Here is a 13,338-nt window from a genome sequence, read left to right on the forward strand (position 1 = left end):
GCCACACGCCCGAACCCGCTCACCCGCCGAACACCACATCCAGATCCCAGTACGGCTCCCAACCACCGGCCCGGGCGCGGGTGGTGTCGAGCACGACGCCTCGGGCCACCTGGTCCACGGCGTACGGCGTCAGGCCCGGCACGCGGCCGGTGCGGGCCGCCCAGGTTGCCGCGCGGACGGGCAGGTGCACGATCCGCACGCGCACGCCGTGCGCCGCCAGCACGCGGCGCACGGCGGCGTCGCGGCGGTAGGGGTGGGCGTCGGCGATGTTGTAGGCGCCGGGCGGCCACGCGGGTCCGGTGGCGAGTCCGGCGGCGGCCAGGCAGGCGTCGGCGAGGTTCTGTACGGCCGTCAGGCTGAGCGTCACGTCCCTGCCGGGCAGCGGGAGCAGTCCGTGGCGCACGCGGTCGAGCAGCCGGGGCACGAGGTGCGGGTCGCCGGGCCCGTAGACGGCGCGTGGGCGCAGCACGACGGCTCCGGCGGCCAGCGCGAGTGCGTCGGCGGCGGCTTTGGTGCGGCCGTACGCGTTGAGGTGGCCGAATCCGGTCGGCCGGTCCTCGCGCACGGGGCCGGTCGCGGGGCTCGGCGGGTAGACGCTGGCGCTGCTCACCTGGACCACCGGCCGCCCGGCGGCGGCGCGGAGCAGTCCGGCCGTGCCGTCGACGTTGACGGCCCGTTGGATCGCCTCACCTGGGGCGCCGGGCGGCAGGTCGTCGACAGCGGCAGCGCAGTGGATGACGAGGTCGATGTCGTCTTCGAGGTCCGGCTGCCCGGCGGCCGCGTCCCACCGCACATGACGCCCGACCGGTCCGGGCCGCCGCCCCAGGCAGACCAGGTCGGCGCCGAGCCCGGCGACGGCCCGCGCGATGTGGGAGCCGCAGAATCCGCTCGCACCGGTGAGGGCTATCCGCGTGGCGTCTATTCGCATGGCGTCTCCCGTCCCCGATCAGTCCTGCTTCCGGGCTCATCACGACCGGCGGTACCGGCCTGCCCATGAGCGACCTCCGCCCCTCTCAAGCGGACGACGAGCGCCCGGTACCCCGGCAGCGCGGCGCGGCGGTCGACCTCGCGGCGCACGACGGTGGGCCGGTACGGCGCCAGGGCAAGCAGGAAGTCCGCCAGTTGGGCCCGCGCCAGCCCGGCGCCCGGGCAGGCGTGGGGGCCGGCGCCGAAGACCGCCTGGGTGGTGGCGGCGGTGGCGGGCGCGGCGGGGCGGTGCGCCTGGGCCGCGTGCCGGGTGACCAGCAGCAGGCGGTCGCCCGCCCGGATCGGGACCCCGGCCACGATCGCGTCGGCGGCGGCGACGCGCGGCAGCAGCGGCGCGGGCGCGGTGCGCCGCAGCAGCTCGACGGCCAGCCCGTGGGCGCTTTGAGCGCCTTGGGCGCCGCGGGCGCCCTCGGTGTTGGGCCAGTGGTTGGCGTCGGCGCACCAGGCCGCGGCCCGGGGCAGTGCGGTGCGGGTGGTGTTGACGGCGGCGACGACGAGCATGGCGTCCGCCGGGTCGGGGAGCAGCGCGCCCAGCGCCGCCACGGCGGCGGTCGTCACGCCCTCGCGGTGCGGACGCAGGCCGGGCAGATGGTCACGCGCCGCGGCTGCGGCGGCCGCCGTGGCCGCCCGGGCGAGCGCGCGCGGGTCCGCGCGGCTCCCGGTCAGGGTGGCTGCCGTGACGCCGGCGACCTGCTCGGCCAGGTCCACCAGGTCGACGAGCCCGTCCGCCCGCGCCGCGTCGAGCAGCTCGGCCAGCGCGGCCTGCCACAGCGGCCGCAGGCGCGTGTGCAGCGCCGCCGCACTGAGCTCGGTCGCCGTCGATCGGCGGGCCGCCCGGTGGTCGGGGCCGTCCTGGTCGAAGAGCTGTCCGCCGCCGGTCAGTTGGGCCACCACGCCACCGGTCGTGCCCGGTGCCGCCCGGTCCAGCGGTACTCGGGTCAGCACCTCCAGGTAGGGGGTGGTGCCGTGCACGAGCACGGTGCGGCCGAGCCGGACCACCGGCCGCCGCCGGGTGGCGCAGAGCAGCGTGAAGAGCACGGGGTGGCTGCGCAGGTACACCCGCCGGTCCAGCCGCCGGGCGCGCGTCCAGTCGACTGCGGCCATAGCAGCGGTCTCGCAGTCCACCATGGCCGCGTCAGCGGTCTCGCCGTCCACCATGGCCACCGCAGCGGTCTCGCCCGCGGTCATCGGCGTCCGCCGTGGTGTGTCGCCAACTGTGCCGCGCAGTGGGCCGCCGCGGCCTTCCGGTCCGGTTTGCGGGAGCGGCCGGCGAGCGGGACCTCGCCGAACAGGACGGCGTCGGGGCGCGCCGTGCCCATCCGGGCGAGCGGGGCGGCAAGGGCGGCGCGGAGCGTGCGCGGATCGCTGCTGCCGCGCGGCTGGACCAGGGCGACCAGCCGCTCGTCGCCCTGCCCGTCCGAAACGCCTACCAGGACGGCGAGTTCGACGCCCCGCACGTGCAGGGCCGGCTCATAGAGGCCCGGGTAGATGTTCTCGGCGCGGCGCAGCACCATGTCCTTCAACCGGCCGGCGAGCACGATCCGGCCGTCCTGGGTCGGCGTGGCCCGGTCGCCGGTGCGGACCCAGGGGTCCGGTGCCTCACCGAGGTAGCGGTCACGGGCGGCGGGGCCGGCGAGCAGGAGTTCGTGGTCGGTGCCGAGGGCCGTCCGGACGCCGGGCAGCGGGTGCCCGACCAGGTCGCCCGCCTGTCCGTCCGCCGCGAACGCGCCCTTCTCCGCCGCCTCCACGGCGGCCGCCGGGAACAGCTCGGTCAGCGCGTAGACGCCCCACGCCTGTGCCGCGCCGGCCGCCCTGACCCGGCCGAGCAGCGCCGCGTCGGCGGGCGCCGAGCCGGTCCAGACGCGGCCGCCGAAGCGCGCCCCGGCGGCCAGGGCGGCCCGCAGCTGCGGCGGTGTGAGGTAGGTGTTCGCCGGTGCGAGGGCGGCGAGTTGACGCGCCAGCCGGACTCCCCGGCGGGCCGGGAGGGCGACCCTCGCGCCTGCGGTGAGGGCCGGGGCCAGGACGAAGAACGTGCCGCCGAGGACGGTGGTGCCGCGCTCCGGGGCGACCAGGTCCGTCACCGCCCGCAGGCTCGCCGCCAGGCTCGCGCGGCTGTGCACGACGGCGCGGGGTCGGGCGGTGGTGCCGGCGGTGAAGACGATGACGGCGTCGCCGTCACCGCTGACCGGCTCGGGCAGCGGTCCGGACCGGCGCCCGAGGGCGGGCGCGCACCCAGGCAGGCGCGGACCGACGGTTGCGAGTGGGCCGAGCGCGGCCAGCGGCGGCAGTGCGAGACCGGCGCGCCGGGCGAGCGGGCGGGCCCAGCCTGCCGCCGCCTGCGCGGTGGCATCGGCGACGACCAGGTCGGGCCGGGCCAGCGCGAGCCTGGCCGCCAGGACGTCCGGCCCTGCCGTCGGGTCGAGTACGGCGACTCGCAGCCCGAGGCGGTACGCGGCCAGCAGCACCGCGAGCCCGCGCGGACCCGGGCGGACGGCGACACCGAGGGTGTCCCCCGTGGTGAGCCCGCGCCGGTGCAGGGCGGCGGCATAGCCGTCGGCGAGTTCGGCGAGCTCACCGCGGCGGACGATCACCCGGGCCGCGCCGGAGCGGGTGGCGCCGAGCAGGGCGGGGCGGTCGGGGTCGATGGTGCGCAGCGCGTGCGCGAGTGCGTCCAGCATCGTTGCGGCTCCTTCCTCAGCGGATGTGCACGCGGCTTCTCAACGGATGTCCACGCGGCACCGGCCGGCCCCGCGATCGAGGTACCAGCGGGCGGTGCCGACGACGCCGTAGGCGCGGATACGGCGGGTGGAGTTCTGCACGACCATGTCCCGGCGGTGCACGATGGCAGTGGTGTGCCGGCGTACCCGGTTCATGAAGGTGCGGTCGGTGGGCGAGGGGCGGCGCGGCATGCCGCCGACGGCCTGGTAGAGCTCCGCGGTGATGGCCATGTTGTTGCCGGCGTGCATCCGGTAGGGGGCGAGGTAGCCGTGGCGCCGCCGGTGGGCGGGCCGGATCCGGCCGAAGCACGCGCCGAGGACGACCATGGCCCGGAACGACGCGCGACCGAGCGGGCCGTGCTCGTCGGGGCGGGCGGTGAGCTGCCCGCAGACCAGTCCACGGCTGTCGCGCAGACCGGCCCGGGCGGCGGCGGTCCAGCCGGGCAGCGGCAGGCAGTCGGCGTCGGTGCGGGCCAGCAGCGTCGCGCCCGCGGCGATGGCGTGGCGGAATCCGGTGTCGATCGCGGCGCCGACCCCCTTCTCCGGTTCGGACACCACCTCCACCGGGAAGGGCGCGCCGGCGGCGAAGGTCCGCACCTTCGCGACCGTGGCGTCGGTGCAGCCGTTGTCCACGACCAGCAGGGTGAAGTCGCGGTCCCGCTGCGCGGCCAGCGCCCGCAGGGTGTCCTCGATCAGCGCCTCCTCCTGGTAGGCCGGCACGACCACCCACAGGCGGGTCACGAGGCCTCCCAGACCATCGTCATCAGGCTGGCGCCGCCGCCCAGGCCGACGAGCAACACCCGGTCGCCCGGCGTCAGTTCGTGCCGGATCCGGGCGAGCTGCACGCCGATCGTCGCGCTGGCGACGTTGCCGAGTTCCGGCACGGTGAGCACCAGCTTCCCGGTGGGCACGCCGGTCAGCTCCACGAAGCGGTCCAGGTAGGGGACGGTCACCTGGTGGACCAGCACCCGGGCGTAGTCGTCCCAGCCGAGGCCGGTGCGGGCCGCCACTCGGGTCAGGATGTCGCCGCCGATCTTCTCGAAGACCTCGCGCAACTCGGCGCCGCTGCCCCGGAAGTAGCTGAACTCGTCGCCGCGCGGATGCCGGGAGCCGCCACCGGGGATGCCGCCGACCGCCCAGTGCTCGGACGCCGTCTCGGTCTCCACGTCGAGAATGCCCCCGGTCGCGACGGGCTCCACGACCACGGCCGCGCCCGCGTCACCGAACGTGTAGCCGGCGAAGCCGTCGCGGAGTTCGGCGAGGCCGGCCGGGTCGCGACGCATCGCACGGCTGGGTGTCTCCCCCGTCACCACGAGCGCGCGCCGCGCCCGTCCGGCCAGGATCATCGCGCGGGCGAGGTCGATGCCGTTCAGGAAGCTGTTGCAGGCGTTGCTGACGTCGAACGCGTGGGCGCGGGAGCCGAGTTCGGCCTGCACGAGGTGCGCGGTCGCGGGTTCGCAGAGGTCGCGTGTCGCGGACGCGAAGACCAGCAGGTCGAGTTGGAGCGGATCCAGCCCGCGTGCGTCGAGGGCTTGGCGGGCGGCAGCGATCGCCAGGGTGGAGGCGTATTCGTCGTCGGCGGCGAGGTGCCGGGTCCGGATTCCGGTGGCGAGCTCGAACAGCCGCTTGGGCAGCCGAAGTTCGCCGGCCCGGGCCACCTCGTCCTGAAGCTCCTGTGAGCCGATCCGGCGAGCGGGCAGGTGGGCGCCGACGGCGGTGATGCCGATCCGCGTGAGGGCTTGTTCCATGGCACCGATGGTCCGGCCCCGGGGTGGCCGCTCGCCTGAGTACGCGTACTCAGGCGAGCGGAAAGCGCACTCAGCGGCTACCTAGGCGCGGCACTATCGCTGAACTCCCGCGCGGCACCACCCCCTGAGCAAGCACTCATTCAGGCAGGCCCGAACCCTCGCCGCGATAATTCCGCTAAGAAGCCGTATGAACTTGCTAAAATACGCCCCTGGTGCGCCGGGAAGTCTGGTCGGCCGGGGAACGGACTGCGGCAGTCGGCGGCAGCGGCCCCGTGAGCGGAAGCTCGAGGACTCGGTCGATGCACTCGGTGGGGATGGTCCTTTTCCTGGTGGTGCTGGCGACGAGCGTCGCGACAGGCGCCCGGCGCTGGCGCATCCCCGCGCCCTCGCTCCTGGTGCTGGCCGGCATCGCGGTGGCGATGGTCCCGGGCGCCCCGGCGATGCACATCGCACCCGAGACCATCGGCCTGGTGGTGCTGCCGCCGCTGCTCTACGCCTCCGCCGAGGAGCTCTCGCTGCGCGACCTGCGCGCGGTCTGGCGACCCGTCACCGTGCTGGCGCTCGGCCTGGTGCTCGCCTCGGCGGCCGCCGTCGGCGCGCTGGCCGCGCTGCTCACCCCGCTGCCGCTGCCGCTGGCCTTCGTGCTCGGCGCGGTGCTGGCCAGTACCGACCCGGTGGCGGTCAGCGCGCTCGGCAGGCGACTGGCGCTGCCCGGCCGGGTACAGGTGCTGGTCCAGGCCGAGAGCCTGTTCAACGACGCCACCTCGCTGGTGCTGTTCAGAGTGGCGGTCACCGTCGCGGTCGCCTCCTCCGCATTCAGCTGGCAGGGGGCGGTGGGTGAGTTCGCGCTGCTCGCGGGTGGCGGCAGCGCGGTCGGCGCGGCGGTCGCCGGCGTGGTGCACCTGATCCGGCGGCGCACCGCCGACCCGGTACTGGAGACGGTGATCGCCCTGGTCACCCCCTACGCGGCGTACGTCCTGGCGGAGAGCGCGCACACCTCGGGGGTGACCGCCGTGGTGGTCGCCGGGGTGCTGCTCGGCCGGGCCGGGCACCGGCTCAGCGACGCCCGGATCCGGCTTCAGCTGCACGCGGTCTACGCGGTGGTGGTGTTCCTGCTGGAGAGCGTGGTGTTCAGCCTGGTGGGCCTGGAACTACCCACCATGGTACGGGAGTTGCCAGCGGACAGCGGATGGTGGCCGGTGCAGGCGCTGGCCGTGGCGGCCGCCCTGGTGGGACTGCGGGTGCTCTGGATGCTGCCGCTGTCCGCCGCGTTGCGGCCCAGCGGCGGGCGGCCGTCCTGGCGAATAGCCACGGTGATCACCTGGGCCGGTACCCGCGGGGTGATGCCGCTGGCCGCCGCGCTCTCCATACCGCTCGCCGACGCGCACGGCACCCCGCTGCCCGGGCGGCCGCTGATCCTGGTGCTGACCACCGCCGTCGTGGTCTTCACGCTGGTGGTGCAGGGGCTGAGCCTGGCGCCGCTGGTCAACCGCTCCGGCCTGGCCCTGGAGCCCGAGCACACCGCCCGCGAGGAGCAGCAGGCCCGTGAGCAGCTGGCCCGCGCCGGGCTGGAGCACCTGGACGGGCTCGCCGAGTTGGAGGCCACCCCGGAGCACGTGCTGGACCGGGTGCGACGCGGTCTGCAGGCCCGGCTGCGGCACGCCGAAGACGCCGAGGAGTCGGACGGCGGCGCGCCGGCGCTGGCGGTCTACCGGGAGCTGCGCCGCGAGGTGATCGATGTGCAGAACACCGAGCTGCACCGGCTCTACGACGACCACCGGATCAGCGACACCACCCGCCGCCAGTTGCAGCGCGACCTCGACCTGGAGGCGGCGGCGCTGGGCGCGAGCTGAGCGCCAGTCGATCTGAGCGCTGGCCTCTACCCGAGCGCCGGGAGAACGCAGGCCCTCTGGTCCGGCGCCCGCTCCCGGGGGAGACTGGGGGCAGAGGAACGGTCGGGCTCGGAAGGCGGGGTAGCCATGATCGGCGCACAGCCATGATCGGCGTGACGGCCCTGGTGGTCTTCCTCGCGCTCGGTGGCGTCGGCGCCTACCTGGCCGGGATCGCCGGCCTGAACGGGATCCGCCACCTGGAGGAGGTCGGGGAGCCCGCCGAGGCGCTGGTCCGCTACCGCGCCCCTGGCCCGGACGACACCGCACCGCCGCCGCACCCGCTGCTGCAGTTCACCACCCGCACCGCCGAGGTGGTCGAGGTGTTCTCGCCGGTGGCATCCAGCCGCGCCCACCCGCTGCGCCCCGGCGCGCTGGTCCGGCTGCGCTACGACCCGGCCGACCCGCGCCAGGTGCTGCTGGAGGGCCGCCAGCGGCGCGGCGTCGAGCGGGTGTTCGTCCTGCTGGGCGTGACCGCGCTGCTCACGGCCGTGGTGCTGCTCGTCGTCAGCCCGTGACCCTCCCGATCGAGTGGCCCTCTCCCAATCGAGTGGCCCTCCGGGCGGAGTGACCCTCCGGAGTGATCCCCCGGGCGAGGTGACCCTCTAGGCTGATGCGCCGGCGGAGGCGGAGCGGCGGCGTGGGAGCCGGGAGCAGAAGGTGGCAGGCGTGGTCGAGGGACAGCGGGAGCACTGGGAGCGGACCTACACCGAGCACCCCGGCATGTACGGGGACGAGCCGTCGAAGCCGGCCCGATACGCCATCGAGGCGTTCCGGGCCGCCGGCGCCCGCGAGGTGCTGGAACTGGGCGCGGGACACGGACGGGACGCACTGGCCTTCACCCGGGCCGGGTTCACCGTGACGGCCACCGACTTCAGCCCGGTCGCACTCGCCCAACTCGCCGGAACCGCCCGCGCCCAGGGCCTTGCGGACCGGATCGCCACCCTGCCGCACGACGTCCGTGCACCACTGCCGCTGCCGGACGCCTCGGTGGACGCCGTCTTCGCACACATGCTGTTCTGCATGGCGCTGTCCACCGAGGAACTCACCGCCCTGGTCGCCGAGGTACGGCGGGTGCTGCGGCCCGGCGGCCGCTTGGTGTACACCGTCCGGCACACCGACGACGCGCACTACGGCGCGGGCGTCGGGCACGGTGACGACATCTGGGAGCACGGCGGCTTCGCGGTGCACTTCTTCTCACGGGAGCTGGTGGATACCCTCGCCGAGGGCTGGGCCCTGCGCGAGGTCCACGCCTTCGAGGAGGGCGCCCTCCCCCGCCGGCTCTGGCGGGTCGACCAGGTGCGCCCGTAGGATCGTCCGCATACGGGTTGTCCGAGTGGATCTTCGCGCTCGGGCTGCCAATCGTCCGTTTTTTCAAGTCGGGGGTATTGCAATGGAACTGAGTCACCGTCACGCCGTGCTCATCGGTGCCGCCACGGCGGCGCTCGCCGCTGCCGCAGTCGTGGGTGTGAGCGCCGCCGAGCAGCCGAGCGCCACCTCCGGCATCGTCGTCGCGGATCACATCGCGATCTCGGGCAGCCCGGCGACCGATGCCCAGCCGGTCGGCGCAGACGCCCTGGTCGTCCCGGACCACATGGCTCTCTGACCGCGCACCCGGACGGCGGACGACGTGAACGCCATCGCGGACACCACAGGCGTCGCGTCGGCCGCCGCCGGGCCGGACGAGCCGCCCCGCGAGCCTGCCGCCCGGCTGGTCGCCGAAACCGCCGAGCGGCTGATCCGACTCTGGGACACGCGCTCCGAGCTGCGCCACCCCGGCTGGGAGCAGCCGTTCCGGCCGCTCGGTGACCTGCTGCCCGAACGGGACACCGCGTTCGCCGCGCAGAACCCGCAGATGGTGCCGCTGCTCTGGTATCCGGCGCTGCGTCACGGCACGCGGACCAGGCCGGTGATCGACGTGTTCGACCACCTCCCCGCCGAGTCGGGCCCGCCGCTGCCGCGACGGCAGGAGCTCTCCCGCATCTACAGCTGGGCGCTGGCCTCCCGGACCGCCCTGGACTGGATCGGCGACTGCCTGAGCGGTCGCGGCCTCCTGGAAGTCGGTGCGGGCAGCGGCTACTGGGCCTGGCTGCTGCGCAACCAGGGTATGGACGTGCTGGCCACCGACGCCGAGTCCCGTACCGAACGCAACGGCTGGACCGACCGCTTCCGCTACACCGACGTCCGCCCGGGCCTCGCCGCCGAGGACACCGCCGCCCACCCCGACCGGGTCCTGGCACTGCTCTGGCCGCCGCACCGCGACCCGATGGCCGCCGACGCGCTGCGCGCCTACCGGGGCCCCGGCCTCCTCTATCTCGGCGACCGCCCTGGTGGCATCTGCGCGGACCACGCCTTCTTCACCGAACTGGCCGCACACTGGCGCCCGGTCTCGCACTGCCCGCTGGCGCTGCGCTGGCTCGGCAACCGCGATCGTGCGACCTTCTTCGTCAGACGCTGACTCGACTGCCGCTGCGACTGCGACTGCCGACAGCGGCACCGCCCACCGACACCGACACGGACCGCCCGACCCGCCCGGGCAGGCCTCGGCGCCTTCAACTGCCGTCCCGCAGCGTGCACACATCAGCCCGTCGGATGCATGCCATGCCGAGTTGCGCCTCAATCGGACCCACTCCGGGGCCGGCGCTCCTTGATCGGCTGAGCCCGGCCTCCATGGCGGCATCACGAGCCGCCATGCCCCTGCGTCGCACGATAGTAGGCTGAGCAGGAAAGATGATCTACAGGAGAGCCATGCCCGAAGCCAAGCCCCGCGTCCTACTCGTCACAGACCTGGCGTACCAGGCCCGGGGGCGCCGGTACTGCGACGAGGACATCCGCCTCTCCGCCCGCCTGCGCGAGGACTTCGACGTCGCCCTGTGCCACCCCCTCGACGCCGTCTCGCTGATGGACGCCTTCGACGTGGTCCTCGTCCGGAACAGTGGCCCAGTACTGAACTACCGCGCCGAATACGAGGCCTTCCGCAGTCGCGCGCTCGAACGCGGCACCCTCGTCTACAACCAGCTGGCCGGGCGCGCCGATATGGCCGGCAAGCAGTACCTGCTCGACATGAGCACCGCCGGGTACCCGGTCATCCCCACCATCGACCGGGCCGAAGACCTCGCACGCCTGCCCGTCGTCCCCGACTACGTCGTCAAACCGAAGCTCGGCGCCGACTCGATAGGTCTGCAGATCGTCCCCCGCGCACGAATCGACGCCGTCATGTACGACGACGTCCTGGTGCAGCCGCTGATCCGCTTCGCCTACGAGGTCTCGTTCTACTTCGTCGACGACGCCTTCCAGTACGCCCTCCACGCCCCCGACCCGGAGCAGCGCTGGCGCCTCGAACGCTACGAACCCACCGCCGCCGACCTGGAGTTCGCCCACCGATTCATCGCGTGGAACACCATCGGGCACGGCATCCAGCGTGTCGACGCCTGCCGCACCCCCGAGGGCGAACTCCTCCTCGTCGAGTTGGAGGACCTCAACCCGTACCTGTCCCTGGACCTCGTCGACGAGGCCACGGTCGATCGGTTCGTCGCCGCCCTCACGGCCTCCCTGCTCAGGCTGGCAGGGCGGCGCCGACCCTGACCCGCCGGGCCGCCTCGGTCGGCAGCGTGCCCCCGGCCCGTCGCCAGGTCAGCCAAGGCGTGACAGCCTCTTGCTGAAGTCAGGTGCGGTCAGGTCGTACTGCAGGGCCACTGGGACCTGTGCCTCGGCCACCGGCCCGGACCGGAGGGTGAGGGTTCCCACCGCGGTGCCTCCCTTCGCGCTGTGCGGCATGCCCTGGGCATCCGTGGCAAGCGTCAGCTGCGTTCCCATACCAGGCCAGCCGGTCACCGTCAGGTCGGCCGCCGCGACCACCGGGGTCCTGCTCCCGAAGCTGAGTCCGGCAGGTCGACCAGGTCCGCCTCCAGGGTCCTCTGTACAACGGGTTGCCGACACCGACCGCCGGGACCGGCCCCTGATCGGATCCTTACGCCGCTCTGGAGCATGATGGGAGCATGAGCGTAGTCAAGATCAACGTACTGACGGTCCCCGCCGAGCAGCGGGAGACCCTGGAGCAGCGGTTCGCCTCCCGGGCGCACGCGGTCGAGAACTCCGACGGATTCGAGTGGTTCGAGCTGCTCCGCCCGGTCGAGGGCACGGACACCTACCTGGTCTACACCCGCTGGCGTGACGAGGCGTCGTTCCAGTTGTGGCTCGAAGGCCCCATGAAGGCGGCTCACCAGGGCGGCGGTGCCGGGACCGGCGAGGGTGGCGAGCGGCCCAAGCCCGCCGCGTCCGGCTCGACGCTGTGGTCCTTCGAGGTCGTTCAGCACGCCGGCCCCAAGAACGCCTAGGGATTGCTAGGCGGCCTGGGCCAGCCGGGGGTCGTACTTGTAGCCGAGTTGACGGACCGTCGCGATCGCGTCCCGGTGGCCCGGGCCGAGCTTGCGGCGGATCCGGGCGATGTGGGTGGCTATCGTGCGGGTGTCGCCGTTGTCGGGGCGGCCCCAGATGGCCTCCATCAGCTGGCCGCGGGTGTGCACCCGCAGCGGGGCGCCGACCAGGTGTGCGAGTAGCTCGAACTCCAGGTAGGGCAAGGTGAGTTGGCGGCCGTCGACGGTGACGGTCCGCTGGACGGTGTCGACCTCCAGGCCCGGGGCGGCGGCCGGCAGCACCGCCGACATGGCCGTGCGGGCGGGCTGCGGGGTTTCGGTGTGACGCTCGGAGAAGAGGGCGTCAAGTCGTGGGTAATGGACTCCCATGGCGGGATCTCCTCGGGTAGTGCAGGAAGTTGTGCTGGTCAGCGGAAAGTCGTGCCGGTCAGCGATCGGCGTACCAGTGGCAGCTGAGTCGGGTGGTCCCGTCGACGGCGGTGACGGCCTGCCACTGGGCGCGCATCTTCGGGGCGGGGGTCTCGGGGACCTGCGGCCGTGCGACGCGCAGTACCGGGCTGTCCAGCGGGCTCGCGGCGAAGCGGGCGAGGAGCTCGGCCATGGCGGCCCGCAGGGAACGGCTGCGGGGGCGGCTCAGTTTTGGAAGCGCGTGGAACGAGGTGAGAACGGACATGGGAGTCACCACCAGGAGGTCTGGGGGCACACGGCAGCTGTTCGCCGCAGCTGGCACCGCATCCGGGCAGCATGAACTGATGCTGCGTCAGATGGGCTGAGGACGAACGTGGTTACCGCGTGCCGATGGAGTACGAGGACAGGCGTGGATAGGGGCAACTGTGGCCCGGACTACTGCAATCCATGTCTCTCGCCTCCTTCCGGTCGGACGCACCCCATGGTGCGTGATCATCGACTCGGCAAGGAGCTCACCAGCGCACGCGCAAGGCGGCCTGCTGGTTCACCCCAACTCGTCAGAGCTTTGGCACGTCACGGCGTACTCCCGCCGGAGCGGGCAGCCACTTGGGATCAACCCTTAAGTCGGGAAGATCTGTCCTGACCCTGGGCGTCTCTCGACGTCGTGGGGTCAGTGGCCTGTGTCCGTGAAGAAGCCTCACCGAACGAGGTGCCCTCTTCAAAACCTCAACAAGACTACTCCATCATCGGGCCAATGGTTAAGCCATTGACGGAGTCTTGACGCAGCGCCCGGCTTTCGCGGGCGCCGAGCCGAAGGCCCACGGGCCCTGGCAGCAAGCGCACCGCCGTGGTGGGCCCCGGCACCCTGAGCTCCCCGGAGCCACTCACCAAGGCGGACCGCAAGGCGCAGCGTGCCGAGGAACAACTCGCCTGGCGCACCCCGGCGTTGGAGACACTGGAGAAGCCGCAGTTCTCACCGCTGCGCAAGGCCGGCCTGCTCACGCTGCGCGGCTATCTGCTGGTCGCGGTGATCCTGGTGATCGTCAAGATCGTCCAGATGTCCGGCTGATCAGAAGACCCGGCGGTGGGGGGGGGGGGGGGGGGGCCCCCCCCCCCCCCCCAGGCCCCGGGGGGGGGGGGGGGGGGGGCGTGGCGCCCCCCAGCAGGGGGGGGGGGGGGGGGCGCGGGGGCCGGCGGGCGGGCCGGGGGGGCG

At 73.7% G+C, this 13,338-nt stretch carries 15 protein-coding genes and 1 riboswitch; of the genes, 8 read left to right on the plus strand and 7 right to left on the minus strand.

Annotation, left to right across the window (positions count from 1 at the left end; genetic code table 11):
• Positions 1 to 19: 19 nt before the first annotated feature.
• From P3T35_RS19745 to P3T35_RS19765, 5 genes are read right to left on the minus strand one after another with little or no spacing between them, the layout of a single operon-like run.
• Positions 20 to 928, minus strand: a complete 909-nt coding sequence (locus P3T35_RS19745; protein ID WP_101378926.1) for an NAD(P)-dependent oxidoreductase — start codon at positions 926 to 928, stop codon at positions 20 to 22.
• Positions 919 to 2,175, minus strand: a complete 1,257-nt coding sequence (locus P3T35_RS19750; protein ID WP_180356321.1) for a cytochrome P450 — start codon at positions 2,173 to 2,175, stop codon at positions 919 to 921. The genes P3T35_RS19745 and P3T35_RS19750 overlap by 10 nt, the downstream gene beginning before the upstream one ends.
• Positions 2,172 to 3,665 (minus strand): class I adenylate-forming enzyme family protein, encoded by a 1,494-nt coding sequence (locus tag P3T35_RS19755; protein WP_101378927.1) that lies wholly within the window; start codon positions 3,663 to 3,665, stop codon positions 2,172 to 2,174. The genes P3T35_RS19750 and P3T35_RS19755 overlap by 4 nt, the downstream gene beginning before the upstream one ends.
• Positions 3,666 to 3,704: 39 nt before the next feature.
• Positions 3,705 to 4,445 (minus strand): glycosyltransferase family A protein, encoded by a 741-nt coding sequence (locus tag P3T35_RS19760; protein ID WP_280707041.1) that lies wholly within the window; start codon positions 4,443 to 4,445, stop codon positions 3,705 to 3,707.
• Complete coding sequence (locus P3T35_RS19765; RefSeq protein WP_101378928.1) at positions 4,442 to 5,452, minus strand: ketoacyl-ACP synthase III; 1,011 nt, start codon at positions 5,450 to 5,452, stop codon at positions 4,442 to 4,444. Before P3T35_RS19765 ends, P3T35_RS19760 begins: the two co-directional genes overlap by 4 nt.
• 299 nt (positions 5,453 to 5,751) lie before the next feature.
• Here P3T35_RS19765 and P3T35_RS19770 point away from each other — a divergent pair, with 299 nt between their 5' ends.
• The 7 genes from P3T35_RS19770 (at position 5,752) to P3T35_RS19800 (ending at position 11,678) form a co-directional block, all read left to right on the plus strand.
• Positions 5,752 to 7,305: a Na+/H+ antiporter gene (locus P3T35_RS19770; RefSeq protein WP_101378929.1), complete on the plus strand. Its 1,554-nt coding sequence runs from the start codon at positions 5,752 to 5,754 to the stop codon at positions 7,303 to 7,305.
• 143 nt (positions 7,306 to 7,448) lie between these two features.
• Complete coding sequence (locus P3T35_RS19775) at positions 7,449 to 7,859, plus strand: DUF3592 domain-containing protein (protein ID WP_101378930.1); 411 nt, start codon at positions 7,449 to 7,451, stop codon at positions 7,857 to 7,859.
• A gap of 205 nt (positions 7,860 to 8,064) precedes the next feature.
• Positions 8,065 to 8,652 (plus strand): class I SAM-dependent methyltransferase, encoded by a 588-nt coding sequence (locus tag P3T35_RS19780; protein WP_101384816.1) that lies wholly within the window; start codon positions 8,065 to 8,067, stop codon positions 8,650 to 8,652.
• Positions 8,653 to 8,758: 106 nt separating this feature from the next.
• Complete coding sequence (locus tag P3T35_RS19785; protein WP_101378931.1) at positions 8,759 to 8,947, plus strand: hypothetical protein; 189 nt, start codon at positions 8,759 to 8,761, stop codon at positions 8,945 to 8,947.
• Positions 8,948 to 8,971: 24 nt separating this feature from the next.
• A complete protein-coding gene (locus tag P3T35_RS19790; RefSeq protein WP_101378932.1) occupies positions 8,972 to 9,799 on the plus strand; it encodes a hypothetical protein in 828 nt (275 codons plus the stop codon).
• A 290-nt stretch (positions 9,800 to 10,089) separates the two neighbouring features.
• Positions 10,090 to 10,926 carry a hypothetical protein gene (locus P3T35_RS19795; RefSeq protein WP_101378933.1) on the plus strand — a complete coding sequence of 279 codons (837 nt, stop codon included), beginning with the start codon at positions 10,090 to 10,092 and terminating at the stop codon, positions 10,924 to 10,926.
• A 413-nt stretch (positions 10,927 to 11,339) separates the two neighbouring features.
• On the plus strand, positions 11,340 to 11,678 hold the full coding sequence (locus P3T35_RS19800; protein WP_101378935.1) for an antibiotic biosynthesis monooxygenase: 339 nt from the start codon (positions 11,340 to 11,342) through the stop codon (positions 11,676 to 11,678).
• A gap of 6 nt (positions 11,679 to 11,684) precedes the next feature.
• Here P3T35_RS19800 and P3T35_RS19805 read toward each other — a convergent pair whose 3' ends face one another.
• On the minus strand, positions 11,685 to 12,086 hold the full coding sequence (locus P3T35_RS19805; RefSeq protein ID WP_101378936.1) for a winged helix-turn-helix domain-containing protein: 402 nt from the start codon (positions 12,084 to 12,086) through the stop codon (positions 11,685 to 11,687).
• Positions 12,087 to 12,144: 58 nt separating this feature from the next.
• The gene (locus P3T35_RS19810; protein WP_143676731.1) at positions 12,145 to 12,390 is read right to left on the minus strand and encodes a hypothetical protein; all 246 of its coding nucleotides are present in this window, start codon (positions 12,388 to 12,390) and stop codon (positions 12,145 to 12,147) included.
• Between the two features lie 276 nt (positions 12,391 to 12,666).
• Positions 12,667 to 12,841, minus strand: a riboswitch (M-box (ykoK) riboswitch).
• Positions 12,842 to 12,972: 131 nt separating this feature from the next.
• On the opposite strand from P3T35_RS19810, the gene P3T35_RS19815 reads away from it, so the two are divergent.
• A complete protein-coding gene (locus tag P3T35_RS19815; RefSeq protein ID WP_101378937.1) occupies positions 12,973 to 13,194 on the plus strand; it encodes a hypothetical protein in 222 nt (73 codons plus the stop codon).
• Positions 13,195 to 13,338 lie beyond the last annotated feature (144 nt).

Source organism: Kitasatospora sp. GP30, from assembly GCF_029892145.1.
Classification (GTDB): Bacteria; Actinomycetota; Actinomycetes; order Streptomycetales; family Streptomycetaceae; genus Kitasatospora; species Kitasatospora acidiphila.

Coding starts and splice junctions, on each gene's coding strand:
- P3T35_RS19745 (WP_101378926.1), bottom strand. CDS start 928: ATGCGAATAGACGCCACGCGGATAGCCCTCACCGGTGCGAGCGGATTC.
- P3T35_RS19750 (WP_180356321.1), bottom strand. CDS start 2,175: ATGACCGCGGGCGAGACCGCTGCGGTGGCCATGGTGGACGGCGAGACC.
- P3T35_RS19755 (WP_101378927.1), bottom strand. CDS start 3,665: ATGCTGGACGCACTCGCGCACGCGCTGCGCACCATCGACCCCGACCGC.
- P3T35_RS19765 (WP_101378928.1), bottom strand. CDS start 5,452: ATGGAACAAGCCCTCACGCGGATCGGCATCACCGCCGTCGGCGCCCAC.
- P3T35_RS19770 (WP_101378929.1), top strand. CDS start 5,752: ATGCACTCGGTGGGGATGGTCCTTTTCCTGGTGGTGCTGGCGACGAGC.
- P3T35_RS19775 (WP_101378930.1), top strand. CDS start 7,449: ATGATCGGCGTGACGGCCCTGGTGGTCTTCCTCGCGCTCGGTGGCGTC.
- P3T35_RS19780 (WP_101384816.1), top strand. CDS start 8,065: ATGTACGGGGACGAGCCGTCGAAGCCGGCCCGATACGCCATCGAGGCG.
- P3T35_RS19795 (WP_101378933.1), top strand. CDS start 10,090: ATGCCCGAAGCCAAGCCCCGCGTCCTACTCGTCACAGACCTGGCGTAC.
- P3T35_RS19800 (WP_101378935.1), top strand. CDS start 11,340: ATGAGCGTAGTCAAGATCAACGTACTGACGGTCCCCGCCGAGCAGCGG.
- P3T35_RS19805 (WP_101378936.1), bottom strand. CDS start 12,086: ATGGGAGTCCATTACCCACGACTTGACGCCCTCTTCTCCGAGCGTCAC.
- P3T35_RS19810 (WP_143676731.1), bottom strand. CDS start 12,390: ATGTCCGTTCTCACCTCGTTCCACGCGCTTCCAAAACTGAGCCGCCCC.